This is a genomic window from Simiaoa sunii, assembly GCF_014337175.1.
Classification (GTDB): Bacteria; Bacillota; Clostridia; order Lachnospirales; family Lachnospiraceae; genus Acetatifactor; species Acetatifactor intestinalis.
This window is the reverse complement of record NZ_CP060633.1, coordinates 555,353-579,775: the sequence shown is the minus strand read 5'-3', so window position 1 is coordinate 579,775 and position 24,423 is coordinate 555,353. Positions and strand designations below refer to the sequence as shown.

Sequence of the window (24,423 nt, the reverse complement as noted above, 5' to 3'; positions counted from 1 at the left end):
AATGGGGGAGAATCCTATCCCATAGATAGCACTCTCCCCTCTGAATCAATTTTGTTCTTCATCTAACCATTCTTTTAATTTTTTCTGTAACAGTTTCTTATCCGGCAAATATAATTTATACTCTTTTGCATAAATATTAGCATTTTCCGGAAGTGTCAAATCTACCAGAGCCTCATCACTTTGCTTGCAGAGTAAAATACCTATTGTTGGATTTTCTCCCTCAATTTTTTCATAGCGATCATAATAATTTACATACATCTGCATCTGTCCTAAATCCTGATGTGCAAGCTCATCAATCTTAAAATCAATCAAAACATAACACCTTACCCCATGATTTTTCTCAATCAATTTTATATGTCAAAAATTTGCCAAATTAAAAAAGCAGGTAGCCAGCCATTGCAACTGACTACCCACTCGATACCGCTATTCTTCTACCGCTTCTAATGAATTTTCCGCAAATTCCTTATCTGTCATGCCATCCAACTTTCTCAACACCTGCCTAGAAAGATCTTCCATATCGCTGTCCTTTATGTACGGCATTATCCGTCTGATTTTTTCCATCATCTTCATTCTGTTCTGTGTCTCAAAAACACACATGAAATTGATTTCTTCTACTGTGAATTTATTCATCATCCTACATCTCCCTATGTGAATTTTTTGATTTTTCCAGTTCCTTCGTATCCTTATTGTTTCCCTGTGTTGCTTCCTTCTGTTTGGCTGCAAGTCGCTCTTTTAGGGAAGAACGTGCCTGCGGTTTTTCCCGCTGTTCTTTCTTTTCTTCCTCACGATTGAATTTCTCCACCCCATTATTAAGCCTGTCATCAATCATGTTATAATTCTGTTCCTCCAGTTCCTCGATCTTAGCAAGCGGCTTGTATTCTGCCAATTTCACAAGCAGTTCCTTTGCCTGTCTCTCACTGTCCTCGTCTATCCCCTCGTCAATAGATGCCTGTAAGAAAATACTTAGAGGTTTCACATTTCCAGTTCTTATATCATCAGCAATCATTTGTATCTGTGATTCTCTGTCTGATACCGAATCTCTATATCCATATGTATCAATCTCATAAGATAACTGGTCAAGTTCTGCCGCAAGTGTCTGTATCTTCTGCTCTTTTGTCTCCATATCAATCACATCTTTCTCCGGATATGCCGCAATCAGCTTTTTAATTGCGTCCTGCACCTTTGGTGTATCACGAAGCTCCGGTGTATAATTCAGGAAATCCACATCAATTCTCTTGCCGCTTACAATGTCTGCCTGCTCATCTTCCCATTCTTCAGTCCCCTCGATGTGCATATTTACACCAATAGAAGGAATCCCATGCATACGGGAAGGATCAATGGCATTGTAAAGTTTCATAGCTTCCTCTATCGTTTCAATGCCCTCATGGTATTCACCCATATTATGAAATTCCCCACACTCCGCAACGGTAAATGTGATATGGACTGTCTCTGGTTCAATTACAGGCTCTTTTTCCAGTTCAGAAAGCACTTTTTCTTCTGATACAAGTGCGTTTTGTTCCTGCACCAATTCTCTCCCCTGCGTGACAAGCTGATTGTTGATCTGCTCCTGCTGTGCCTTCTCCTGCAGGTAAGTTTCCACCTCCGGAAGATAAGTCTCCAATGTTCCGGTTCTGCTCTCTGTAATCGGGTTAATATCCACCTGAATACCAGCGATATAAATGCTGTCCTCATGTAGCATATTGAAAAGGTCATCTTCTCTGGTTGAGCCTGTGTATTCCACAACTACATCCAAATCCGAATTTTCCTGCTCAATACCTCTGCATCGGCTTCCGGCTACAACCACATCCACAATCTCTGCATCCAGACCGTACTCATCTATCTGTGACTGCACATAGGCATATACCATCTTTTCTATGTCATCTGCACTCTGTCCGTCCAGACTATGAAACAATTCCTCTGTCTTTGCCCGAAAATCTGCAACCACATCCGGATTGTTCTCTCTAAATTCTGCCTGCTTTGCTTCCAAGTCTGCCTGTTCCACTTCCTCTGCTTTTTCAGATAGTTCCTCAAAATCAACAATCTCCGCTTCGGAACCTGCATACACCTCGCCCTGCAAAAATTCATCACGATAATACTGCTCTGTAACCGCTGAAAAGCGTGGTTCTTTCAGGTCTGCAATCACCATATCCATTGCACGCTGAATGGTAATATCCGGGTTGTCATAAACACCGCCATCCAGTAAATGATACTGCTCATTCAGAATGGAATAATCATATCCCTCCTCACATTCGTGCATCAGGATATAACGGTCTGCGATATGAACCGCAAGCTCCGTCTCTATCTCATTTTCCTTGCCCTCCAGTGTCAGCATGAACTTCGGCAGTTCTGTAAATCCAAAAGAATCTACAAAGTGTGCGCTGTTTTCCCCGTTCTCATGTAATACCACAATATCGCTGACCGACAGTGAATGTGCCTTGTAGTCTGCCGGATGGTCAATATTGAACTTTGTATAGATTGCTTCCAGTGTTTCCGATTGCGTCCGTCCCTGCAATTCTGACAATTCGCCCAAATACACCAGTTTATAATTTTCCGGCAATACCGCATCAAAATTGTCTTTGGTTATTCCCATACGCTTCAGGCTTTCCGTTCCCTCAAAGCGGAACTTGTCCAGTTCGGGATTATCCTTTAACTGGTAAATACCGTATTTATCGGTATTTCCATATAAAAGCAGTGCTTCCCTGTTGGAATTACTCTCTGTAAGTTCTTCCTGCATCATGAGAAGTTTCCGTTCATTCTGCCAGTCCCCTTTTTCTATTCCGCACATTCCATCATGCTCTAAAATCTGTTTTCTATCAGCTACAGTACTCTCGGAACCATCCGTATGCAAAAGATACACAGGCAAGTCATGGTCAAATAGTTCCAATGCCCTTTCCTGTGTTAGTGGAAGCATTTCAATCCATGTATAGCCATACTCCTGCATTTCAGATATTCCGACCATGCTATCCGGCAGTGCGTCGATTTCTGCCTGTGCATCAAACATTGCTAATGCAACATCCTGATTTCCATCCACTTCCTGTGCATAGATATGTTCTGCAAGCTCCCTGGTTTTTTCAATGTTCCCCAGCTTGTAGGCATAATTTACAATCAAATTTCTTTCAGCCTCGGAAAAGGCAGGCTGTCCATGTTCCAATCGGTTAATGATATGCTCTGCATGTTGCATGACAGACAGTTCCTCCACATCCGTCAGACCTGCATCAAAATCGTATTCATAATCCCAAAAATCCGGCATATTTCCATTTAATCCCTTACTACTGGACGCAAGTAACGTGATTTTCGCTCCCTGCTTTTCCATATATGAAAGGTAATTGCCATCCCATTCATTTTCATAAAGAGAAGCCATATCTTTAAGAATTTTCCCGACATCTTCCCTCGATATATTTGTGATTTTCAAGACCTCCCATTCGCTTTCAAAGACGGAAGCGAACTTAACAACCACATCATCGGCATTGATCGGCTCCATTGCCTTATCATAGATCGCCTTTCTCTCCTTCATATCAATCAGCTCATCTGTATCTGTGTTATAACGCACATCCAGATGATACTCTCCGTACTCTCTGGAATCCTGATTGCCGATTTCCGTTGTCCATGCACCCCTGCTTTCCAAATATGCCTGTATGCTCAACTTGTCATCGTCTGTCATTTCTGACAATGCCTGCATCAGTTCCGGTCTGTCCATGCCATATACATCAAGCAGACTGAACTCTGAAAGGTCAGTATTCTGTATGAGGAGAATACTTTCCTTTGTCTGTTCCTGTGATACTTCCCTGTTCCTTTGTAATTCCTGTAATTGTTCCTCTATCCCGGTAATCAACTCCGAAGCTGTCCTCCGTATCGTATCCATGGAAGCTCTCAGTTCCTTGGTATCTCTGCCACTGCTCCATCCGGCAATATATCCAAAGGAATAATCGGAAGTGTCCACTCCAAAATGCTGACATACTGTATAAGCTATGCTCTCAGCTTCCACTTCTTTGGTATTGCGGTCTTTTTTCATCTGCTCATCTTGCTCCACTTCCTTGCTGTGCAGCTTGGAGTGAGCCACCTCATGGATCATGGTCTTTAAGGTCTGGCCCTCGCTCATGTTTTCCTGCACCGCAATCCGCTTTGCTTCCCTGTCATAGTAGCCTTTGGAATCTCCGGCTATCTCCTCCAGTTCAATCGGTACTGGTGAAATGGCTTCTACTGCACGAATCATATCCTGATACCCTTCCACATCTGAAAGAAGCTCCTTTGCCGCAAGTTCCGGTATCGGCTTTCCGTCTGTCTGCGCCACATCAAAAACGGATACTGCCCGGAATGCCGGAATTGTTATCTCGACTTCTTCTTTCTGCGGATTTCCGTCCTTATCAAGTAAAAGTTCTTGTGTGACCGGATCAATCTTGTCCCTCTCCTCTTTGATTTTATAGGGTGCCGGGGCAAGGATACGAATACCCTTTTCCCCCTTCTTAACGTGCCTGTCAAAATTCTTCTGCCAAGCCTTGAATCCGGCCACTAACGTAGCGTCTGGCTTTTGCATCGCAATTAACATAGTATTGTTAAAGCTGTAATTATGGAATTTTGACATGGTATTCAGATAAGTCTTGTACTTCTCGCTTTCAAAAAGCTCCTTGATACCCTGCTCTAGCTTCTCCGTTATTTCCTGTACTTTCTGTTTTTCTGTTTTAGATTCTGCCATAGTATTTCCTCCATCTGCTTATTTTTTGCATGACAAAAGGCAGCCATTATTGACTGCCTTTGCATAACTACGATATTCACTTATAAACCTTTATCATTACTGCCCGTATTCGTTTTGATTTCTGCAATGTACTCCTGTCTCCTTTCTGCACCTGTCACTGTAAATGTTTTTACAAATAAAAAAGACAACCAAGATTTTGTTTCTTAATTGCCTGTTTCTATGCTATTAAATTTTTATTGAACCGATAACCAACTCCCCAAACAGTCTGTATATAGCTTGGCTTGCTAGGATTATCCTCTATCTTCTCCCGAATATTCCGGATATGGCTCATGACGATGTTGTAATCGCCGGAATAGGATTCTTTCCACACAATGTCATAAATCTGTTCCTTACTGAACACTATTCCCGGATGCTTTGCAAAAAGCTTCAAGATTTCAAACTCGGTATATGTAAGCTCTATCTCCTGATTTTCCCGAATGATTACCCGTTGAACCTCATCTATCATAAGACCTTTGAAATTCAACAGATGCTCGTTCATACCTGACATCTGAATGACTTCTTCCTGTTCCTGAAAAATATCTGTTCTGCAATGAACTGTTGGATAAATTAACCCGCATTATTCCACCCTCTCCTGTAAATTACCTAATCTGTTCAGCACTTCATACATCCGGCCATTGCCAAATATATAATTTTGCAAAACAAGCGGCTTCCCCACCTGCCTGCTTTCCCGGTACAGCTTCATATAAGCATCCTTCGCTTGATAAAAGCTGTCTTCCAATTCTTCCATCTCTTTTGTTGGCATTTCAAAAATTTTCCCCTGAATGACCTGCCCCTGGGCTGCTATTCTTGCACAGGATTTCTGCCATGCCGCTTCCTGCTCAAATTGTATATCCAGCCACTCTATCTCATCTTCTTTTGTCAGCGGCGTCCCATCTACCTTATAATACTGTTCATTTTCATAGCGCTGTTCAATTTCAGAATACAGCCTTGCATAACTCAATCCGCAGGCATTTACAACATCAGTATAGTCATACTGCCCTTTTTCTTCCCTAATTTCTTTTAATATTCCGGCTCTCATATCGCTGAACGATGTAACCGAATGCACAACTGTATGCTTAATTTTATCCATTAAATTTTCCCTGTTTTTCGATAATTGAGAAACCTCTAAAATATCCTTATGAAACACTTTCTGGTCTTCATTTTGGCTTTCCTGTTTTCCCAAATATTCCCTATCAAACTTGAAAAAATCCGGCAGATGAATAGGATGACTTAAAAATGTAATTGACATATCTCTTTCTCCTTACTTAAAAGCACTATCCGTAACCGCTTCCGTCATAGCATTTGCTTCATAAGCATTAGACGCTTTTGACAACAGCCTTTCATTGTTCCACGACCGTAATAATCGGCTTCTTTCCTGTTCCTGCTTTGCAATCTTTTCATTCAACATTTCCTGCTGCTGTTTTTTAACCTGCGCCCGTTTTTCCAGATATTCTTCCAAAAGCTCTTTTTGTCTATCTTTCTTGTTGCTTGTCTTTTTATAAAAACTGTTTTGTGAACGAGCATAAAATTCCGATTGATTATTAACACCAGACCATGAATCGCCCCTATAATCTTTAGCAGTAGCTCCTACAGTGAGCACCATAGAAGCTTCCAACGGTGCAAAGGACGAAGTTAAGTCACGTTTAAGTGCTGATAATATCTTTTCCCTGTACTCCGGATCATCTTTCATATTCTTAAATGCTTCCTCTGATATGTTGATAGCCACATTGGTTATAGTTCTATTTCTGGGTATCTTATCAATTTCAGCATAAAATTCCTTTTTGAAAATCGCCATTTCTTCCGCTTCTGATAATTCCTTTGTATTGCCCGTTTCTCCCGTGCTGTTTACGCTCTTTGTACTTTTCGTTGTTGCAACATTGTTCTGATAATAACTCTGTCCTACTCCACTAATAGCCATTTTTAATCCTCCTTTATCAGCACTTTTTCATAATATCCGATAGTATGCTTGTTGCTGTTCCTTGTTTGTAATTTATACTTTTAAAGGCTACCAAAAACTTCTCTTTAGCCTGCTCCATTATTGATACTGCGGTTTTCTGATATTTTGTATCAAACATTTGAGCCTTATCTTGTGTTTTTACTTCATTTTGAGGGCTATTTCTATGGAAATACCATGAACTGCCTGCGTTTTCAAATGCTTTATTGGTTTGTTGACAGGTAATATATCCTTCTAAATTTGCCAGACGCATTTTAAAGGCTTCGTCCAATCCGGCTAAATCTTCGTCAAGTGTCAATGACCTTTTCCCCGTAAGTTCGTAGGAAACTTCACGATCTCCATTTTCATGTTCTTTTACGATTTCATTATAACGGGTTTCATATGTATCCATTATAGATTTCATCACATCTTCAACATTATAATTCCCGTCTTTTAATGTTAGGCTGCTAATATCCCGCATTGCGGTATAGTGTTCCCAAGCAACCTCATTTGTATTTTGTATTGTCAGTTCCCTGACATTGGTATAATCCGAATCGGGTTCAAATTTGCTTGCCATTTCCCGCTGCATATTTCTTCCTGCATCAGAAATAGAAAGATTTGCCTACTGCTTCACCATCTTTGAGATTGCTTCCCTAACAGTTGCTTTTCCCCGTATATAATTTGTAGTCGTTCCCAAATAATCATAATTATGTCCGACTCCATTAATAGCCATTTCCTAATCCTCCATTGTCATCAATTTTTTATATTGCCGCCCCTGCCCCCTTGCAATAAGTCCGGGCAGTCCGCAAAAGCAAAGGTTTATGCGCCTTGCGGAATATGAACAATTTCTCCTTATGCCTTTATATCAAAACTTGCCCCTGTCGGCGCAGATGTACCAGAAACCGCAGCTAAGAGGTTCTGCGTAACACTTTTTACATCAGTGCCAGTAGCTGATATTGTAAACGTTTCATCTTCTGTCAGCTTCTCCAACTGCGCCTTTTTCTCTGCCCGTCTCTTAGCTGCCTTTTCTTCTGAGATTTTTCTTTCCTCACGCTTTTTCTATAATCTTTCTTTTTGTTTCTTTTCCGCATTCAATGTAGTTGAATTTTGTTTTGAACCACTGGTTCTTGTCATACCTCCGCAAGTAACAGAAGCATTCCCATCGGCATCTATTACAGTTGTAACACCATGTATCACTGCATTATCAGCTTTGGCTTGTGCAAACATTCTATTCTGTCCCGGTACTGCACCAGTTAAATTAAACTCTACTTTCTTGGCAAATTCCGGATCATTTGCCATTTTCTTTAGACATTCGCTAGAAAGATTTATTACCACTTTATTTTCATTTCCACTCATAAGACTGCTACCCGTATTAAAAGTAATCTCCGGGAACTTTTTACACAGTTTCTCATAGTATTCCTGCACTTTGTCCTTGCTGTTTGTCTTTACCTCCGTTGCTACATTAGTGTTTCACACTCTTCTACTTCGAGAATTAATTGCTTTTTCATATCCTGTCATAAAACTCGCTATGTTAAACAATTCCACCGTGCTTATATTGCTGTTCCCGAAGCTTATCCAACGATTTTGCTCCATCCGGGCTATACAAATCCAATAATTCCAAAAAATTACCAGACTCCTTACACCCATTCAATATCATACGCATACTATCCGCATCTTTACCGAATAACATACCCAACAGACTCATATCATACTGATTTTGACTATCACTTAATACTCCCTGCTGATGTAAATCCTCCATAAAACCATAAGAACGAACCTCGGAACCTATTCGCATCGCCACATTATATAAATCCGGATCAACAGTATGAAGATAATTTAGGTAGCGTGTCTCAATATTTCTATTGGGCGTGCCGCTCATCATCCAATTTGCTATATCTTCCAAAGATGCACCTATGGCAGCATCATCAATCAAATGCATCTGCCATCTTCCGCTTTCAGTCTTTGTAAAGGTATATTTTCCATCCTCCGAATACAATGTATTTGACCATGAGTTTTTTGGAGCCGCCTGGTCTCTGACAAGCACTTCAAATGCATCCATTGCAACTCTGTCTGGGATACACTTTTTCTCATCTGTTGGTAATTCCATTTTCCCCAATGCTACTGCAGTTTGCACTAGTTCATAATCCGATATGTTTTCTCCATGATAAAAATAAGAATTTTGTTCTTTCAATTTATCAAATGATGCCGGTAGTTTTACTTCTGCCAACTGTTCTTTGGAAACCTCAGTCCAATCTTCTTTTTTCTTACTACCTGCGGTCTGCATCTGCACTCTCGAACCGTTTGTAATCTTTGTACCATATTTTGCATTTACCATATGTTCTGTTATTGTCACATGTGCAAACTGAAATAAACTCCTTTGGTTTCTTGTATTTCCGTAACCTTCAACTTTCACAGCATATGGAAATGATGACTTCGTATTCAAAACAGAGTAAGTACCTGTATAAAATGTATTTGCCGCTTGTATTCTCATAATATAACCTCCAATCCAAACAGAAACAGCGTCTATTTTCACATTCAATCCCTTGAAAACAGACGCCATCCTTAGCTCATAATATTTATCGACATTTATTCATTTTTCTTTACAGAATGGAACGAAACCTGAAATTTGGGCGTGCCTCTTACTATATCTGTAACCCTATAAGTTTTCGATACTCCTTTGCATTTTCACAATCTGATACAATTCCTGATTGCGCATCCAAGCAAAACGGTAACATCTGCCAATCCTCATTGCCACATGCTCCTACCAATAACAATTTTCTGCCATAAATGACCTCCATTTTGTACGATAAAAGGCAGCCACTACTGACTGCCCTTACATCAACTGCTATAACATTTTTAATAATCCTGCTTTTATTCCCAACCCGAATAGTGCTGACAGGTTGGGAATAAAGTTGGGAATAAAACTTTTTTTATAAAATCTGATCTTTCCCCTTTGCCTTATCCACTGCATCCCTTCCTGCAGGTGTCCCAGACACTCTTGCCTTCATTGCTGCGAGTTTTTCTTGCAATGAAGTCCGTTCTGCAGGTCGGTCTGCAAGTCTGCGTTCTCCTTCTGGTGCTGCTTTTTCCAAATTGCTCTGCTTGATTGGCATATCCGCAACCACTTCCTCCCGGTTATCCACTTTTTTCACATCTTCATGTGGTTTTTCTGGTTCCGTGGCTTCGTCATCCATGCCAATCGCATCATCGCCCTTTTCATCCATGTTAAGCAAGGCATTAAGTTCTGCAAGACGTTCCAGTTTCTCGGAAAGCTCCGCTTCCTGCGGAAACGGCTTGTCTACTTCTGCTTTTGCTGTTTCAAGCTGATGTTCCACATTGGAAAGTTTCGTCTGTGCTTCCTCAAGCTGTATTGGCATGGCTTCCAGTGCATTGTTGATACGGGTGATATTGCCGAGCGGATCAGTGCCGACTTCCATCGGATGGCTCATGGCTCCTTTGACATTCATCACAAACTTATTGTTAAAAGAATCAAAAGTTACATTCAGCTTAAATCCAAGATATTCCCCTACATCCGCACTAGCATTGATGCCTTTGATTTCCTTACACATGGCTATGATCGCAGTTCCAGCTTCCTTCTTATCGGTGTATGGCTTTCCGCCCACCTGCATAAAGAACTGCTCCTTATCCTCCGGCTTATTTTTCGCATATTTTTCCATATCAGCAGTAAAGCCTTCGATACGCTCCTTGAAAATGGCGATCTGATGCGGATAATGTTGTGTGATGTTATCCTCCAGCCTGTACTTCTGACTGGTATGGTTTGCCTTCATCAGTTTCAGCTTTGATACCTGAATATCGAGATCCATTTTTTCTTTTATGTAGGGATTACCTGTGGCAAGTGCCTTGACTTCTGCATAGGAAAGTGCCGCTTCGTCCACATCCTCACAGCTTCGCACCGGGGATTTGCTGGTCATGATCTGTCCGATGAATTTCTGTTTATTCTCGATGAGCTGCCACGAATAACTGTCAAACGTACCTTCCGTAACATAACGAAATATCTTGACCTTATCATTCTGGTTGCCCTGTCGTAAAATACGACCTTCCTGCTGTTCAATATCAGTCGGTCATTTTTTGCGGACAGTTCATACATGCTATCCTTTTCTGTTCTCTGCTCCTGCGTTTGCTCTCGTTTGATTTCTCCCTCCGTATCTTCTTGGCACAAGCAGGACAATACCTTGATGCACCAGAGCCCGGGACATATTCAACGCCGCACACCGTACAATTTTTAGCGGGCATTGCTGCCCACCGTTTTGTAGGTATGATATGTAATTCATCGACAAAGCCGATGAATTTATAGTAAATCTTGATTTCCTGCTTCACTGTTCCGTCTGCCATCTTCTCACGCTCCGAAACAAGTATCTTGTCTATGAGTGCGTTTATAACTGTTGCATCCAGTTCTTTTAAGCCTTGATAATTTCGGATAAGGGCGAGGAAGTCACGGATTCCCCGTGATTTCTCGTAGCTTTCATTAAGAGTTTCCGTCACCTCTTTCAGCCTTGCTTCAATTTCAAGCTGCTCTTTCTGGTATTTCCCCGACATCATCTCAAAATTCCGCTCGGTAATACGCTCCATGACCTTATCCTCGTAGAGAGAGGAAAACAGCCTGTCCAGTTCCGCAAGGCGTTTGTTCAGCTTCTTACGTTCTTTCTCTAATGCTTTCGCCCTGCTCTGGTCTGTTTCCGTGAGCCGCTTTTCTATGGCCCTGACCGCCTTTTCATCATTCACTGCCATATCCGCAAAACAGTTGATGTCGGCAAGAACGGCATTGAATAAATCCCTTGCTTCTATATTGTGGGCACTACACTCGCTTCTTCCGTTTCTTGCATAATTATTACATGAATACTGTACACAGTCGATAATCTCTGGGCGTTTCCTCCTGTGTACGTTCATTGCCCGCAGAGCACATCCGCAGTCCACACACTTGATAACGCCTGCAAAAATATTTACAAATCCTCCCTTGTTCTGTGGAAGCCTACGACTTGTAATAAGCTGTTGGACAATATCAAATTCCTCCTGCGTGACTATTCCCTCATGGGTATTGGGTATCACTTCCCATTCTTCGGGCAGCTTAGAGGGGCGTTTCTTGCTTTTCATATTGGCGGCAATCCGTTTGTAGCCTACAAGATTTCCCGCATATATCGGGCTTCTTAAAATGCTCCTCACGCTGTTCCCACTCCAAATATAGCGTTTGTCCTCGTTCCCCTCAAAATGACGTTCAAAGCCTGTTTCGCCACGCTCCGCCGCATAAGCGGCAGGGCGTAGGATATGCTGTTTATTAAGATGTCTGCAAATTTTGGCAACTCCATTCCCTTTTAATGCAAGGTCGAATATCTCTTTTACAACATGTGCCACTTTATCATCTATCAGCAGATGGTTGTGGTCGGCAGGGTCTTTGATATAGCCATAAGGGGCGGTAGTTCCCATGAATTTCCCCTGTTGAAACCTCGCCCGATATGCCGATTTTATCTTAACAGATATGTCAGCGGCATACATTTCGTTTAAAATGTTGCGGAAAGGCGTGATGTCCATAGCAGATTTATTCAAGGTATCTACGCCGTCATTGACCGCTATATACCTCACGTTATGCTCTGGGAAGAAAACTTCCAGATATAACCCACAATCAAGATAGTTTCTCCCCAGACGGGATAAATCTTTCGTAATCACGCAGTTTATCAGACCGCTTTCAATGTCTTTTATCATATTCTGGAAACTTGGTCTTTGGAAATTTGTACCAGAATAACCATCGTCCACATACGTTTTTGCTATGTGCCATCCCTGCTTTTTCACATAATCCGTGAGGATGGATTTCTGTGTCGCAATGCTCGCACTCTCGTTATCCGTACCATCGTCTTTAGATAAGCGGCAATAAATGCCGACTAAATAGATTTTCTTTTCTTCTTTGATTCCTGCCATACTGTAAAACCTCCGTATCTGTCCTATCTGTTTTCATGTCCCATTGCGTACATTCTAAGCGGACAGCCCCTCATTGTCGAAGGTGTCGCCCTCGGCAATCTTCTTCCGAATATCCTCGGAGATAATCGGGACAAACGCTTCTGTAACGGTCTGTGTGCCGACATATTCACGGCTGATTATCATCTGCACTGGTGCTTTTGGCACGATACGCTTTCTCTTTTTATCTGCTTTCTTATCCTCGCCCATACTTAAATCTTCCTTTCCAGACAGGGCAGGGAAGAGTTTGGAAATGTCCCCGCCCTGCCAATCAGATACCATTAATCCTCGCTGTTTAATTCTTTCTGTAATGCTTTAAGGAGTGCCGCCGCTTCATCAGCGTTCAGCGTGATTCCCTTGCCGCACTTTTCACGGTTCGGGGAAAAGCTGCGGATGTCATACTTCGGCTCTTTCCCATTCCATGAAATGAGATTGATTTCCTTTGTGTAGCCACTGTCGCCCGTAGACAATACTGCGATTTCCTTTACGATTTCATACTGGATTTCTCTCATTCTCCATACCTCAACTCTCTGTATTTACTTCCCGAAAAAAGAAGATTAGCGGCTGTCACGGTTGCGTTTCCTCTGCAACTCACGCTCCAAAAGTTTGATGATGGTTTCCTCCATCTGCTTCGGCGTTGTGTTCTTCGGAAAGTATTTTTTCAGCTTGCTTGTGTTGATTTTCAAGGTTTCTTTCTGGTTGCCCTTTTCCTCCGTCATAATCGCAAATATCGTATCCATGTCAAGCCGCCCGCTCTGGCTTAACTGTTTCATCCGCTGTGCCTGTGAGAGTGAGGGCGTTGCTTCTTCGCTCTCCATCGTGGCAAAGAGGTTTTCCTGCTCGTCTTTCTTCAAGAAGGACAGTTCCACCGCAGGCGTGAGGGCGATTTTCCCCTCGTCCACCATCTGCAAAATCGGCGGTATCAGTTCCGTCAGGCGGATAAAACGCTGCACGGTCATCCTGCCCACGCCGAAGCCCTGTGCCACCTTGTCGTCCGTCCGCAACTTCGTCACAACTTGTGACGAGGTTAAGTCTGTGCGGAAACCCTGCCGCTTCATGGCTTCGGATTTCATCTTGTAAGCAAACGCCCGCTCCGATGGCAGGATATTCTCACGCTGCAAATTGCTGTCTACAAGGGTGATGATGGCTCGGTCACGGTCTAAGGGCAGGACAAACGCAGGCACGGTATTTATCCCTGCAAGTTCAGAAGCACGGACACGCCGCTGTCCTGCAATCACTTCATAACCGTCCCCGTCCTCTTTCGGGCGTGTGATTATCGGCGTGACAATGCCAAATTCCTTGATGCTTTCCGCTAACTCTGACAGTGTTTCATCTTCTGCCACATGAAACGGATTGTCGGGGAACGGGTACAAGTCTTTGGTCTTTAACACCTTAAAATCCTGTTTCTTCATTCACATATCTACCTTTCTTTCGCTCTGCTTCTATGATTTTTCTGCAATTCTTCCAACACTTCGGGCGGTATTTTTGACAGCAGCCGCCCCATCTGCTCGTTGGTTCTCTGCAATTCAAATATCTTCTGATTCGCTTTCTGCACCTTTAGTTCCTGCTCGTACTTTTCATCACGCATACGCCCCGCATAGTCTGATTCCTGCCCAATTCTCTCTTTCAAACTGTCGATATACGCCTGCTGTTTCCCGATTTCCTTAGAGAATTTCTCCACGTCTGGCAGCCATGCAGAGAGTAAATCTAACGCTTTATCCCTTTTCTTCCCTGCGTTAAAGGCGTTGATGTCGGATAGGGCAGACACGATTTCTTCATACTGTTTATCAAGCCTGCCGCCTAATTTATAGAGCCATGTGGGGACGTGTTTCCGCTTGGTTTCCATTGAGGACTGCCCCCGTTCAAGCTGATTCCACCGTGAGGACATCCGCTCATGGTAGGCGGTCTGCCACTCGGATAATGATTTCTGGTTGCCTAAGATAGCTTTCGCTGACAGCTTATTGTCTGGCGTAATCGGCACAAAGCAGAGGTGCATATGGGGCGTTCTCTCGTCCATATGGACGACAGCGGAGAGGATATTCTGCTTTCCAACACGCTCCGAAATGAAGTCAAGAGCCGTCTGGAAATACGCTTTTTGTTCTTCGGGCGGTAACTGGTTCATAAATTCTGGTGAAGCTGTGATGAGCGTTTCCACCATCATCACGCTGTCTTTCCTTGTCCTGCACCCCGCTTCGGCTACCATGCGGTTAATCTCTTTCTTGTAGGTGTACTTTGGTGGTGCTATGAGATGGTAATTGTTTTTAGAGCGTTCCATATCTATATCTGGGTTGCTTTTGTAGGCTTCTTTCTTCCGCTCGTTGTGGCGTTCACAAGCCGCAACGCCGCCCGCTTTTCGTTTCTGGAAACGCAGGATTGCATAAGGCATAGGCGGATTCCTCCTTTCTTTCGACGGGTGACCGTCCTTTGGGGTGACAGCGGTGACGGTGGTGACAGCAGTTTTGGGATACCCCCTGCCGACTGCCGCAACTGTCACCCTCACCCCCTGCATGACGGTCATGTCGATGATGACGGTGTTTTTGGGATACCCCCCTCGCAAGAGCCGTCACCGTCATGCCGCCATTCTTTTATCCGAAGCCGTAAGGCGTAGGATAGCAGGGCACAGCCCTGCCTTAAGGGAGTCCAGAGGGAACGTCTGGCACACGACTTTGCAGGGCAAAGTGTAGTGTGTTACACCCTGTAAACGCAGTCGGAAAAATCGGAATGATTTTTCTGACCGCAGGGGTGGTTTTACACGACCGAAAAGGGCGAGTAAATCTCACGCCTGCATTTTGCGTTTACGGGGTGTTCTCCCGTAGGGATGACAGCGGCAGGGTATCCTAAAATCACTGTCACCACCGTCACTGCTGTCACCCGCAGGGCAGAGCCGCCAGCTTTACATGGCTTTAAGCGTCAATGACAGTAACAGGGGGGTATCCTAATATCGCTGTCACCACCATCACCGCTGTCACCCGCCCTCCTTGCAAGGGCAATCCGCCTGCCGTCTTTCCTGCGGCTGTACTGGTAGCAGATACGGTTCTCGCTTAAAAATGTGGTGCGGTATTCATTCAGCCATTTCGTAATCACCGTGGGTATGGTTTCCGTTTCCCCCATAGCGGCTAACAGTTCCGTTGCCGTGCCTATCCATTCTTCCTTATCCCTCATAAAATCCACCAACCGAAAAAGGACATCTGGTATCGTTTCTTTCGCAAGCTGCTCCTGCGTTTTCCGCTCCACAAGCTCCCAACGGCAATCACGGAAACGCAGCGTGTATTCCTGATAAGGCGTGTCCCTGCCCGTCACATACAGCTTGGCGGTGTCAGACGCACGTTTCTCCTTTTCCAGAACAAAGGTAGCGTCCGCACTCCCCGTTAATCCTGTCGTCCCAGACACCTTGTTGAACACGTCGCTGTCATTCTGCTTTCGGATGTGGTGTACGACAATGACCGCCAGAGAGTGCCTGTCGGCAAAGTCTTTGATGAGGGAGATGTCCCCATAGTCGCTTGCATAGGCATTGTCTTTTGAAGCTGTACGGACTTTCTGCAAGGTATCAATGACAATGAGCCTGCTGTCTGGGTAATCTTTCAGATAATCTTCAAGCTGCACGATAAGACCGTCTGACAGCTTGCAGCTTGCCACGGCAAAGTGGAGCCGCCCGCTTGCTTCGTCCGTCAAACGAAATAACCTGTCCTGTATGCGGCAGAACGTGTCCTCAAGGCAGAGGTAAAGCACATCGCCCTCCATTGTCGGCATATCCCATAAAGGGATTCCCTGCGACACGCATAAGCATAGCTTCAGCATGAGCCAGCTTTTGCCTATCTTCTGTGAGCCGCAGAACAGCGATAAGCCTGTCGGGATAAGGCTGTCCACCACAAAGGATGGTTTCTCAAGCGGTTCATAAAGGAGCGTTTCGGCGTTGACTGTCTGTAACTTCTGCATGGCTTTCCTCCTTTCGGGCGGTGTCTTTGTTTTCGTTGCACATAGGCGTTGACCTCCTTAAAAATAGATTTACTCCCACGGAAAAAAGTGAGAGTATGTAATGCCGCCAATCCCACACAAATAAAAAACAGATTTCTTTTTCGGGCGGTGTCGGTCACGGTTGGAGATATTTCTTCAATTTCCGCCTTTACTTTCTCCTTTGCAATCGCAACAGATTTCTGTATTGCCGAAGCGGTGCAATGCTCCATAGCGGCGATTTGGTAAAAATTGAACTCATACTCGTAGTAGAGCAGGAAACGCCGCCTTTGTATCTCTGGAAGGCTCCCAACCGCCTTATAGAGCGTTTCATTCCGTTCTTCCTCAACCATGCGTTCATCAAGGCTCTTAGGCACACGCAACGCCCGTCTGTAAAGGGTTTCGTCCCATACCTCGTTAAACTCCCTGTGCCGCTCGTCCCATTAGAAAAGATTCCTGTTCCTGCGCTCCATCTGCCGAAACTCCATAAAGAACTGTTCCGACACTTCCAACTCGTGGGATTTGCCCTGCCCGTCCTTAAAGCTGATAAAATACCTTGTGCCGCTTTCCGTGGATTCCTCCCGAAGCGTGTATGCCTTAACCCTGTATGCCATCCTGTTGTCCTCCTGCAAAAAATGAGTGAGGGGATTTCCATCCCTCACCCAGTAGCCCGCAGGATGGCAGGCTGTTTTAGAAGCTATAAAATTTTCCGCAGCTTCTTCCGCAGATGGTCTAACCTCGCATAGATGGCACCAGTCGTCAAATGCACAAGCGGGGCAATCTCCTTTGTGGAATACCCCTGCATTTTCAGCAGGACGATTTTCAAGGTACGCCCGTCCACCGTGACTAATACTTGATAGAGATTTTCGCTCTCAATCTCTTCCAGTAACTCCGCAACCGTACCCACTTCCGCCTGCCGCTCCCTGCCTGCCATGTCCTCAAGATATTCCGCAACGTCATTCGTCCATCGGTAAAACCGCCTGTTGGAATTGAAGTCTGCCCTGTCCGCCATGCGTATCTGCTCAATGGTCGCTTCATCAACGCCGCACTCACGCAGCAGCTTTTCCTCCGCTTCTTTCCAGATACGCCATTTCCTGTCCTCCCGTCCGTGGTTGTATGCCATTCTTACTTCCTCCAATCAGAATTGATTGAGAGGGCAGAGAAAAGCCCCCTCATCTTCCCAAAGGAAAAAACAAGGGGGCTGAACGCCTTAAATTTTAATTTTCTATTATCTTTCTTAGTTTTATTAGGATTCTGGCTTTGCGTTTGTTTACAACGCTCTGGGTTATGCCCAACCTCGCCCCGACTTCACGCTCGGAAAGTCCGTCAAAAAAGATTGCCTGTATCAGCTCCTGTTCACTATCCGACAGCAAAGGCAGGGCGGCTTTCAGCCTGTCCACCATGACCGCATTGACAACGGTTTCTGCAATGTCCACCGCTTCATCAGTGATAAAGTCCAGAGGATTCCCCTCGCTGTCCGTAAATCCGTCGAGAGATAGCAGTCTATTCTTTGTATCTAATTTTTGCAGATAACGCCACCGTTCCTTGTCACGGTAGAAGTCTGTGTATTGCTCCCTCACGACTTCAAGCAGACAGCCTTGAATGGGGATAAACAGCTTGTCCATATAGGTCTGGTCGGATTCCCTGCAACGGCAGAACTCCGTGTAGGATAATTCCACATAGCCGCCACTTTCTCTGATATATACCTTTCTTGGTGCATATTTCACCATAAATACCTCCCATCTGAATTTTTGAAATGTAAAAAATCCAGATGGAGAGGCGGAGAACGACACCGCATATCAGAAACAGCCCTACGGCACTTTCCAACAAAAATCGACAAAAGAAAAACCGCAAAGGCTCTGTGACCTTTACGGTTATAGGAAATAGTAATTCTATTGTATGGAGATTGTACTTCTACTTTCAAGGTGAGAAGTACCGTTGCACTGGCAGAAATTTTTTTAACTGGTTTCCTGCCGTTCTCTGATATGCTATGTATTGATAAATTTTGCTTCGTATGAGCAGATAGATAACTGCCCGAAAAAAGGACATAAAAAAATCCCTCCAAATTTAAAAACAAATTCAGAGGGTAATTTAGGGTATAACAAAATAACCCACCCGAATATCGTTTTTTTTATTTGGTGAGTTTGTTCTTTCAAATACGAAACAAATGCTCATGTACGGTAAAGTATCACAAGAAAATTATGTCGAATTGACAGCCGCCTCCGCTATACCGAATAAGGAAATAAAGAGTCCTCAAATTTTGCGCTACTAAATGAAGACGAGCGGAAGTAATCTCCCGCTCGTCAGTAAACTTAACTATGCCATATCAATCCCGCTTCTTTCCCGCCACCGGCACTAAGAACAGCGCGGGCAACAGCAGGAAAGCGGTACAGACCAGCCCCCAGGGTATGGACACCTGCTGGGCTACCAGCCCCACAATAGGCCCGCCGATGATCTGCCCGAAAGAGTCCAGCTGTCCGCTGGTGGAAAAGACTGTGGCGCGCATTTTCTCATCCACATGGTCGTTCATCCAGGCGGCCAGCACAGGCTCCTTGATGGTGCGCATAAGCCCCGCCAGCAGGAACACCAACAACATGAACCAAAAGCTCCGCCCCACCGCGAAGAGAACCAGGAACAGGATATACCCGGCGCTGGTGGACATGACCACACTGGTTCGGCTGACAGTCCCTTTTTTCTCCATGCGGGCGATGAGCAACTGAGAAGCCAGAATACCTAAGCCGTTGCCGATAAGACTGATAACACCGAACCAAGTGACGCTGTTCAGCGGCCCGATAACGGGTATTACCGTGTCATCCAGAAAATGAGCGGTGGAGAGCCGGTCAAAGCCTTCACTGGCAAGTCCCCCGCATAGTGTGATTGCTAAGAGCGCCAGCAACACAGGTGCGCCTTTCACAAAGCCCAGGTTGAGCTTGAACAGGCAGACAAAGTCTTTAAGCAAGCCCTGCCGTTCCTCAATAGCAGGGGAGAAGTTGGTTTCTGGCATGATGCGAACCATCACCAGCCCCAACAACAAGCACAAACTGCCCCCCAAGATGACAGGCATTTGCAGGTTTATGTTTCCCAGCAGTGTGCCCAGCACCACGCCCAGAACGCCGCCGATTTGCCCCATTTGACTGCCCCGCAGGAACACCTTGTCTATGGGTTTGTCCTCTTCCTCCGAGGCAATCCACGCCTCCAGAGCGCCGGTGATGAAGGTATCACCGCAACCCCAGACAACCTGGGCCAGCAGAACCGGCGCGAACCACGGTAGCGCACCCTCCATCAGAAAGCCCAGGCCGTAGAGGAACATTCCAATCAGCACCGAGCGCCGACGGCTATACAAATCCGCCACCACACCGGTGGGCATCTCGAACAGAAAGCAGGAGGTCTCCTGAACCGTCCCTACCAGGACAAGCTGGAAAGCATCCAGCTGCACCACCTCCAGGTGGTACACGATGGAAAGCACTGTGGACATAGAAACCGCCAGGGAACAGACAAATCGGAACAGCAGGTAGACAGAATATGCCTTTGAATTTTTAGCAAACATGAAGTTACATTTCATCATAATTAGTCTCTAATCCTTTCAAATCTCATTTTATATGACTTTTGCAAGCTGTTAAGCTAACTTGTGGAACATATGCCGAACCTTATCTATACGGCTATTCGGGCGGCGGGGTTGGCAAATAAATTTACCAATAGCTGGCTGGTATCCTTTTAACTCTGTCAAGCAGACTCCCTGCCCATTTGTGAAATAAGTTAAATCGTTCCTGTATTCTTGAATACATCTAGCAGGGATTTCTCCTTTCAGAATGACCTCGTCATTCTTTATCTGAGTACTTACAATATCTGCACAATACCTTGGAGCATCATGATACGCCCGTGAGAGATATTCCTGCGGTGCATAAATTTCAAAGTGGAGATATGGCTCTAATAGTTCTGTCCCTGCTTTTTTTAAAGCCTGCTCCAATACGATAGGGGAAAGCAGCCGAAAGTCTGCGGGGGTACTTACAGGACTATAATACAATCCATATTCAAAACAGATTTTACAGTCTGTCACTTTCCATCCATACAGCCCCTGCTCGCAGCCATAAAGAACCCCCTCCATAACCGCATTTTGGAACGATTGATTTAAATATCCAAGTGAAACTCTGCTTTCATACTGCACTCCGCTTCCAATAGGGAGCGGCTCTATGGACAACCCGACAGAAGCCCAGAAAGGATTTGGCGGGACTTCTATGTGGATGGTATATTCTGCTTTTCTAAGCGGTCTTTCCATATATATAACAGTAGGCTCTTTTATTTCTGCCTCCACATGATATTTTTCCTCAAGGATGGCACAAATGACTTCCATCTGCACTTTCCCCAAAAAAGAAAGTATAATCTCATGCGTTGTAGTATCCACATAATATTTTAAAAGAGGGTCGCCATCTGAAATTTCTGTAAGTGCCCCAAGCAATATTTCCCGCTGTTCAGATTTCTTTGCTGCAATCGTTGTTTGGAGCATAGGGAGAGGATTTTCAATAAATGTTCTCTGCGGCAACAGCATTTCGTTCCCCAAAATACTGTTTAGCTGCAAAACATCATTTGGTAAAATTACAATATCACCAGAGCAGGCTATATCGGATGAACATAATTCCCCGTTTATCGGAACACACATCTCTGTGATTTTTATTTTCTCTTTTTCAGATATTCTAATAACATCCCTCAAATGCAATGTTCCGCTATATATACGCACATAAACAAAACGCCGCCTTTTCTCTGAATATTCAATCTTAAAAACCTGCCCGCATAGTTCAGATTGACCTTCAGGCGTTGATGAATAAAACTTACTGGCAATCACTTCTATAAGCTTCCGAATCCCCAGATTGTTTTTAGCGCTTCCGTGATAAACGGGAAATAACGTTCCGTTTTGGAATCTCCTGTTTTCTTCCTGTTCCAGTTCTGACATTTTAAACGGTTTCCCTGACATATATTTCTCTAATAGTTCATCGTTTCCCATAATTACCGCATCCCACTGTTCCATATCGTCATTGTCCGTTACATTTATATGGGGATGCTGCCCAACCTTTTGCTTCACTATAATTTCCGAAGAAAGCTTTGCTTTCATTTCTTGATATACCATTGGCAAATCAATCCCCTCTTGGTCAATTTTATTGATGAAAAAAATTGTCGGAATCTTCATTGTCTGTAGTGCATGAAACAGTATACGGGTCTGTGCCTGTATGCCATCCTTTGCAGAAACTAATAATACTGCTCCGTCTAATACGGATAAAGAACGGTATACTTCCGCCAAAAAATCCATATGGCCTGGCGTATCTATAATGTTGACTTTTACATCCTCCCACTGAAAAGATGTCACTGCTGTCTGGATAGTGATTCCCCTTTGACGCTCCAAATTCATTGTATCTGTCCTTGTTGTGCCTTCATCTACGCTCCCTAGTTCTGCAATTGCACCACTGGTATACAATAAACTTTCCGTTAATGTTGTCTTTCCTGCGTCAACGTGAGCCAGAATGCCTAAGTTAATTATTTTCATGTGATTTTCCTCCTATCAACACCCAAAAAAGGGCATAAAAATACCCAGTGATAAATACTCCTATCACTGGGTAAATAACTCCAATAGCCCCAAAACACTTATATGTTTTCGGGCATATAAAATTACATGATAAAAGTATTCTTAAACTGGGTACAAAAAACTAAGCCCCATATTAAAAGTGAAACGGGACTGCTACTTTTTGTTCCCACTATCAAATTGACAGTTTATTTAAGAATACCTTGCCGCATATTTATTAACTCCTTGTATAAAACTGAATCTAATTATATTCCTTAACCCTTTATTTGTCAAGCCCTTTTTAGCATTATTGACAAGAGTATCTTCCTGCATTTCTTTGATCTGGTTCTGCATATTGGTGAGTTCTTCCGTCATGGAATCAATCTTTTTCTCCAGTCCATCCACATAGCTGCATATCTCAAATACATCGTTTGCCTGCTCTTTCATGGCATTTTTCTTTAATAAGTCGAGAAGTTCTCTTATGACCTCCTCATTGGTAAGTGTTTTTCCTGCTTCCATATCCATTCTGTTTCCTCCATTCTGTAAATGGGGCAGCCTTGGCCGCCCCTGTACTCTGATTACTGATTATCGAAAGGGCGTCGCCTCTTTGTCCTTCTCTTTATCGGGATTGCCATGATGTTTCTCTGCACTCTCTCTTGCATTTTCGTTGCTCTTATCCTTTGCTTTCTCATATTCAGAGATAATCTCATTATAGAGTTTTTCCCTGAAATCCTTTGTGACCGGATAGCAGACATCCTGGTAGATTGGCTTGCCCTGCTCGTCCACCTGCTTTGTCTTATAAGAAGGCATTGATACAAAGATTTTCTCTTTGCCCTGCACGATATTGATGTTATTTACGATGAAACTGTTTTCAAAATAAATGCGTGCAAGTCCCTTGATGTTACTACCTTCCCTCTCATAAGGTGTTACAGTTACGGAAAACTCCGGCATTTCCTGTGTACGCTCCTGCTTCTGTGTCTCCTCTTTCTCCGGTTCCTTAATTCTTGCATAGGCATCAAGGATATTGGTATAGAGTTCCTCTCGAAACTCTGCTGTGATAGGATTGCACACATCCTTATAGATCACACCGTTGCTTTCATCACGCTCATTGGAGCGGTATCTTGGCATTGATACAAAAAGCTCTCCCTTATCCTTATTCTCAAGGATTGCAATATTGGTAATCTTAAATGAATCACCAAATACTACTGTTGCAAATCCTTTGATGTTGCTGCCCTCTTTTGCTCTTACTTCGTTTACTTTAATTGAATACTTCATATGCTATTCCTCGCTTTCTTTTTGTTCTTTGTTTTGCTCCGGTATGATAAGCTCACACCAAAGCTGTTCTATCTGTTCACAAGACAATCTGCCATTAAGCCAGTTGCCAAGTGTAACGACCATTCCATCCTGCTCGTAATAGAGCCACTCCTGTGTTTCAATGTTCCCCTCATACACGATAGTCACATCAAAATCAGGCATAAATAATCCTTCCTCTGCATCCCATACACAGGCTATTCCCTGTCTGAGTGTCAGATTCAGGCTTTCGACATACACAGACCAGCCGCTTACGACTATCTGAAAGTCATCATCAATCTCAGCAATATCATCCTCGATGTCAATTAGCTCTTCCATTTCTGCTACTGCCTCTTCTATCTCACCTAATCGGTATCTCTTATTCATCCATCACCGCCTCCTTATAAATGCACCTGACCACAAAACGCATGGTTCCTTTCTGGGAACAGGTAAAAAGAGTTAATTCTTTTTCTGTACCCTGTGTCTTGATGCTGTTATCATACGGATTTACTACCTCTGTCTCTATTACCTCATAGATATGCTTCAGCCCATTTTTGTCGGTTATCATTACTTCATCACCTATGGATATCTGACTTAGTGGTGTAAAAAATGTGCCATATCTGCTGCCATTATGACCGCACAATACACAGTTGCCACTTTCTCCGATTCCTGCAGTCTCTTCTATATGACCAATCCCTGCATTAAGCACTTTACTTGTGGTTCCTTCCATTACCGGATACCTGATATCTAAGCCCGGTATCTCAATGATGCCGATAACACCGCCTTCTTTAAGAATGGCTTCATCCTCTTTACTAATGGAGGTTTGCTCTTCCTCCACATCTGTTTCTTCATCGTAATCATCCTCCAATGTCTGCTCAAATTCACTTATGAGCTGTTCTGTCTGTTTTTCTCCGGTTGTCCGCCAGAAAAAAGGGACTGCCATAATGGCAATCCCTGCTGCAATCAGTAGTCCTGCGACCACTTTTCTTATGCTCATAT

General features: G+C 43.9%; 23 protein-coding genes and 3 pseudogenes. All 26 read right to left on the bottom strand.

Features of this window, described 5'->3' with window-relative positions; genetic code table 11:
* Positions 1–45 precede the first annotated feature (45 nt).
* Entirely contained in the window at positions 46–312 is a 267-nt protein-coding gene (locus H9Q77_RS02740) for a PDDEXK nuclease domain-containing protein (RefSeq protein WP_456299964.1), read from the bottom strand.
* Positions 313–423: 111 nt separating this feature from the next.
* Entirely contained in the window at positions 424–633 is a 210-nt protein-coding gene (locus H9Q77_RS02735) for a transposon-transfer assisting family protein (protein ID WP_330546104.1), read from the bottom strand.
* A 1-nt stretch (position 634) separates the two neighbouring features.
* Positions 635–4,693 carry a YodL domain-containing protein gene (locus H9Q77_RS02730; protein WP_118547528.1) on the bottom strand — a complete coding sequence of 1,353 codons (4,059 nt, stop codon included), beginning with the start codon at positions 4,691–4,693 and terminating at the stop codon, positions 635–637.
* Between the two features lie 217 nt (positions 4,694–4,910).
* Positions 4,911–5,240, bottom strand: coding sequence for a winged helix-turn-helix domain-containing protein (locus H9Q77_RS02725; RefSeq protein ID WP_117947817.1), 330 nt, complete (start codon positions 5,238–5,240; stop codon positions 4,911–4,913).
* Positions 5,241–5,309: 69 nt separating this feature from the next.
* Entirely contained in the window at positions 5,310–5,822 is a 513-nt protein-coding gene (locus H9Q77_RS02720; protein WP_249326480.1) for a hypothetical protein, read from the bottom strand.
* 171 nt (positions 5,823–5,993) lie between these two features.
* On the bottom strand, positions 5,994–6,650 hold the full coding sequence (locus H9Q77_RS02715) for a hypothetical protein (RefSeq protein ID WP_008118593.1): 657 nt from the start codon (positions 6,648–6,650) through the stop codon (positions 5,994–5,996).
* Between the two features lie 16 nt (positions 6,651–6,666).
* The gene (locus H9Q77_RS02710) at positions 6,667–7,254 is read right to left on the bottom strand and encodes a hypothetical protein (RefSeq protein ID WP_243006684.1); all 588 of its coding nucleotides are present in this window, start codon (positions 7,252–7,254) and stop codon (positions 6,667–6,669) included.
* Between the two features lie 263 nt (positions 7,255–7,517).
* Positions 7,518–7,655, bottom strand: coding sequence for a hypothetical protein (locus H9Q77_RS02705; RefSeq protein ID WP_007889061.1), 138 nt, complete (start codon positions 7,653–7,655; stop codon positions 7,518–7,520).
* Between the two features lie 69 nt (positions 7,656–7,724).
* Positions 7,725–8,090, bottom strand: coding sequence for a DUF6033 family protein (locus H9Q77_RS02700; RefSeq protein WP_008118586.1), 366 nt, complete (start codon positions 8,088–8,090; stop codon positions 7,725–7,727).
* Between the two features lie 106 nt (positions 8,091–8,196).
* Positions 8,197–9,156 carry a hypothetical protein gene (locus H9Q77_RS02695; protein ID WP_021960360.1) on the bottom strand — a complete coding sequence of 320 codons (960 nt, stop codon included), beginning with the start codon at positions 9,154–9,156 and terminating at the stop codon, positions 8,197–8,199.
* Between the two features lie 439 nt (positions 9,157–9,595).
* Positions 9,596–10,597: a helicase gene (locus H9Q77_RS02690; protein WP_118547527.1), complete on the bottom strand. Its 1,002-nt coding sequence runs from the start codon at positions 10,595–10,597 to the stop codon at positions 9,596–9,598.
* 142 nt (positions 10,598–10,739) lie between these two features.
* The gene (locus H9Q77_RS02685) at positions 10,740–12,596 is read right to left on the bottom strand and encodes a recombinase family protein (protein WP_001820670.1); all 1,857 of its coding nucleotides are present in this window, start codon (positions 12,594–12,596) and stop codon (positions 10,740–10,742) included.
* Between the two features lie 54 nt (positions 12,597–12,650).
* Complete coding sequence (locus H9Q77_RS02680; RefSeq protein WP_001820669.1) at positions 12,651–12,842, bottom strand: hypothetical protein; 192 nt, start codon at positions 12,840–12,842, stop codon at positions 12,651–12,653.
* A gap of 71 nt (positions 12,843–12,913) precedes the next feature.
* Positions 12,914–13,144, bottom strand: coding sequence for a YdbC family protein (locus tag H9Q77_RS02675; protein ID WP_001206986.1), 231 nt, complete (start codon positions 13,142–13,144; stop codon positions 12,914–12,916).
* Between the two features lie 45 nt (positions 13,145–13,189).
* The gene (locus H9Q77_RS02670; RefSeq protein WP_000743700.1) at positions 13,190–14,044 is read right to left on the bottom strand and encodes a ParB/RepB/Spo0J family partition protein; all 855 of its coding nucleotides are present in this window, start codon (positions 14,042–14,044) and stop codon (positions 13,190–13,192) included.
* Positions 14,045–14,052: 8 nt separating this feature from the next.
* Entirely contained in the window at positions 14,053–15,018 is a 966-nt protein-coding gene (gene mobV, locus H9Q77_RS02665) for a MobV family relaxase (RefSeq protein ID WP_001820668.1), read from the bottom strand.
* Between the two features lie 517 nt (positions 15,019–15,535).
* A pseudogene (locus tag H9Q77_RS02660) lies at positions 15,536–16,568 on the bottom strand (AAA family ATPase).
* A gap of 154 nt (positions 16,569–16,722) precedes the next feature.
* A pseudogene (locus H9Q77_RS02655) lies at positions 16,723–17,197 on the bottom strand (RNA polymerase sigma factor).
* Positions 17,198–17,280: 83 nt separating this feature from the next.
* On the bottom strand, positions 17,281–17,706 hold the full coding sequence (locus H9Q77_RS02650; protein WP_000323895.1) for an RNA polymerase sigma factor: 426 nt from the start codon (positions 17,704–17,706) through the stop codon (positions 17,281–17,283).
* Between the two features lie 94 nt (positions 17,707–17,800).
* The gene (locus H9Q77_RS02645; RefSeq protein WP_105116765.1) at positions 17,801–18,310 is read right to left on the bottom strand and encodes a sigma-70 family RNA polymerase sigma factor; all 510 of its coding nucleotides are present in this window, start codon (positions 18,308–18,310) and stop codon (positions 17,801–17,803) included.
* Positions 18,311–18,909: 599 nt separating this feature from the next.
* Complete coding sequence (tet(40), locus tag H9Q77_RS02640; protein ID WP_118237227.1) at positions 18,910–20,130, bottom strand: tetracycline efflux MFS transporter Tet(40); 1,221 nt, start codon at positions 20,128–20,130, stop codon at positions 18,910–18,912.
* Positions 20,131–20,199: 69 nt separating this feature from the next.
* The gene (gene tet(O), locus H9Q77_RS02635; protein ID WP_118772847.1) at positions 20,200–22,119 is read right to left on the bottom strand and encodes a tetracycline resistance ribosomal protection protein Tet(O); all 1,920 of its coding nucleotides are present in this window, start codon (positions 22,117–22,119) and stop codon (positions 20,200–20,202) included.
* A 303-nt stretch (positions 22,120–22,422) separates the two neighbouring features.
* Positions 22,423–22,659, bottom strand: a pseudogene (locus tag H9Q77_RS02630) (DUF6674 family protein); the annotation flags it as partial.
* A 60-nt stretch (positions 22,660–22,719) separates the two neighbouring features.
* The gene (locus H9Q77_RS02625; protein WP_117477954.1) at positions 22,720–23,409 is read right to left on the bottom strand and encodes a SpoVG family protein; all 690 of its coding nucleotides are present in this window, start codon (positions 23,407–23,409) and stop codon (positions 22,720–22,722) included.
* Positions 23,410–23,412: 3 nt separating this feature from the next.
* A complete protein-coding gene (locus tag H9Q77_RS02620) occupies positions 23,413–23,811 on the bottom strand; it encodes a hypothetical protein (protein WP_117477953.1) in 399 nt (132 codons plus the stop codon).
* On the bottom strand, positions 23,804–24,421 hold the full coding sequence (locus tag H9Q77_RS02615) for a class D sortase (protein ID WP_117477952.1): 618 nt from the start codon (positions 24,419–24,421) through the stop codon (positions 23,804–23,806). Before H9Q77_RS02615 ends, H9Q77_RS02620 begins: the two co-directional genes overlap by 8 nt.
* Positions 24,422–24,423: the final 2 nt, after the last annotated feature.

Coding starts and splice junctions, on each gene's coding strand:
- H9Q77_RS02735 (WP_330546104.1), bottom strand. CDS start 633: ATGATGAATAAATTCACAGTAGAAGAAATCAATTTCATGTGTGTTTTT.
- H9Q77_RS02730 (WP_118547528.1), bottom strand. CDS start 4,693: ATGGCAGAATCTAAAACAGAAAAACAGAAAGTACAGGAAATAACGGAG.
- H9Q77_RS02725 (WP_117947817.1), bottom strand. CDS start 5,240: ATGTCAGGTATGAACGAGCATCTGTTGAATTTCAAAGGTCTTATGATA.
- H9Q77_RS02720 (WP_249326480.1), bottom strand. CDS start 5,822: ATGGATAAAATTAAGCATACAGTTGTGCATTCGGTTACATCGTTCAGC.
- H9Q77_RS02715 (WP_008118593.1), bottom strand. CDS start 6,650: ATGGCTATTAGTGGAGTAGGACAGAGTTATTATCAGAACAATGTTGCA.
- H9Q77_RS02710 (WP_243006684.1), bottom strand. CDS start 7,254: ATGCAGCGGGAAATGGCAAGCAAATTTGAACCCGATTCGGATTATACC.
- H9Q77_RS02695 (WP_021960360.1), bottom strand. CDS start 9,156: ATGAGAATACAAGCGGCAAATACATTTTATACAGGTACTTACTCTGTT.
- H9Q77_RS02690 (WP_118547527.1), bottom strand. CDS start 10,597: ATGACCAGCAAATCCCCGGTGCGAAGCTGTGAGGATGTGGACGAAGCG.
- H9Q77_RS02685 (WP_001820670.1), bottom strand. CDS start 12,596: ATGGCAGGAATCAAAGAAGAAAAGAAAATCTATTTAGTCGGCATTTAT.
- H9Q77_RS02680 (WP_001820669.1), bottom strand. CDS start 12,842: ATGGGCGAGGATAAGAAAGCAGATAAAAAGAGAAAGCGTATCGTGCCA.
- H9Q77_RS02675 (WP_001206986.1), bottom strand. CDS start 13,144: ATGAGAGAAATCCAGTATGAAATCGTAAAGGAAATCGCAGTATTGTCT.
- H9Q77_RS02670 (WP_000743700.1), bottom strand. CDS start 14,044: ATGAAGAAACAGGATTTTAAGGTGTTAAAGACCAAAGACTTGTACCCG.
- mobV (WP_001820668.1), bottom strand. CDS start 15,018: ATGCCTTATGCAATCCTGCGTTTCCAGAAACGAAAAGCGGGCGGCGTT.
- H9Q77_RS02650 (WP_000323895.1), bottom strand. CDS start 17,706: ATGGCATACAACCACGGACGGGAGGACAGGAAATGGCGTATCTGGAAA.
- H9Q77_RS02625 (WP_117477954.1), bottom strand. CDS start 23,409: ATGAAGTATTCAATTAAAGTAAACGAAGTAAGAGCAAAAGAGGGCAGC.
- H9Q77_RS02620 (WP_117477953.1), bottom strand. CDS start 23,811: ATGAATAAGAGATACCGATTAGGTGAGATAGAAGAGGCAGTAGCAGAA.
- H9Q77_RS02615 (WP_117477952.1), bottom strand. CDS start 24,421: ATGAGCATAAGAAAAGTGGTCGCAGGACTACTGATTGCAGCAGGGATT.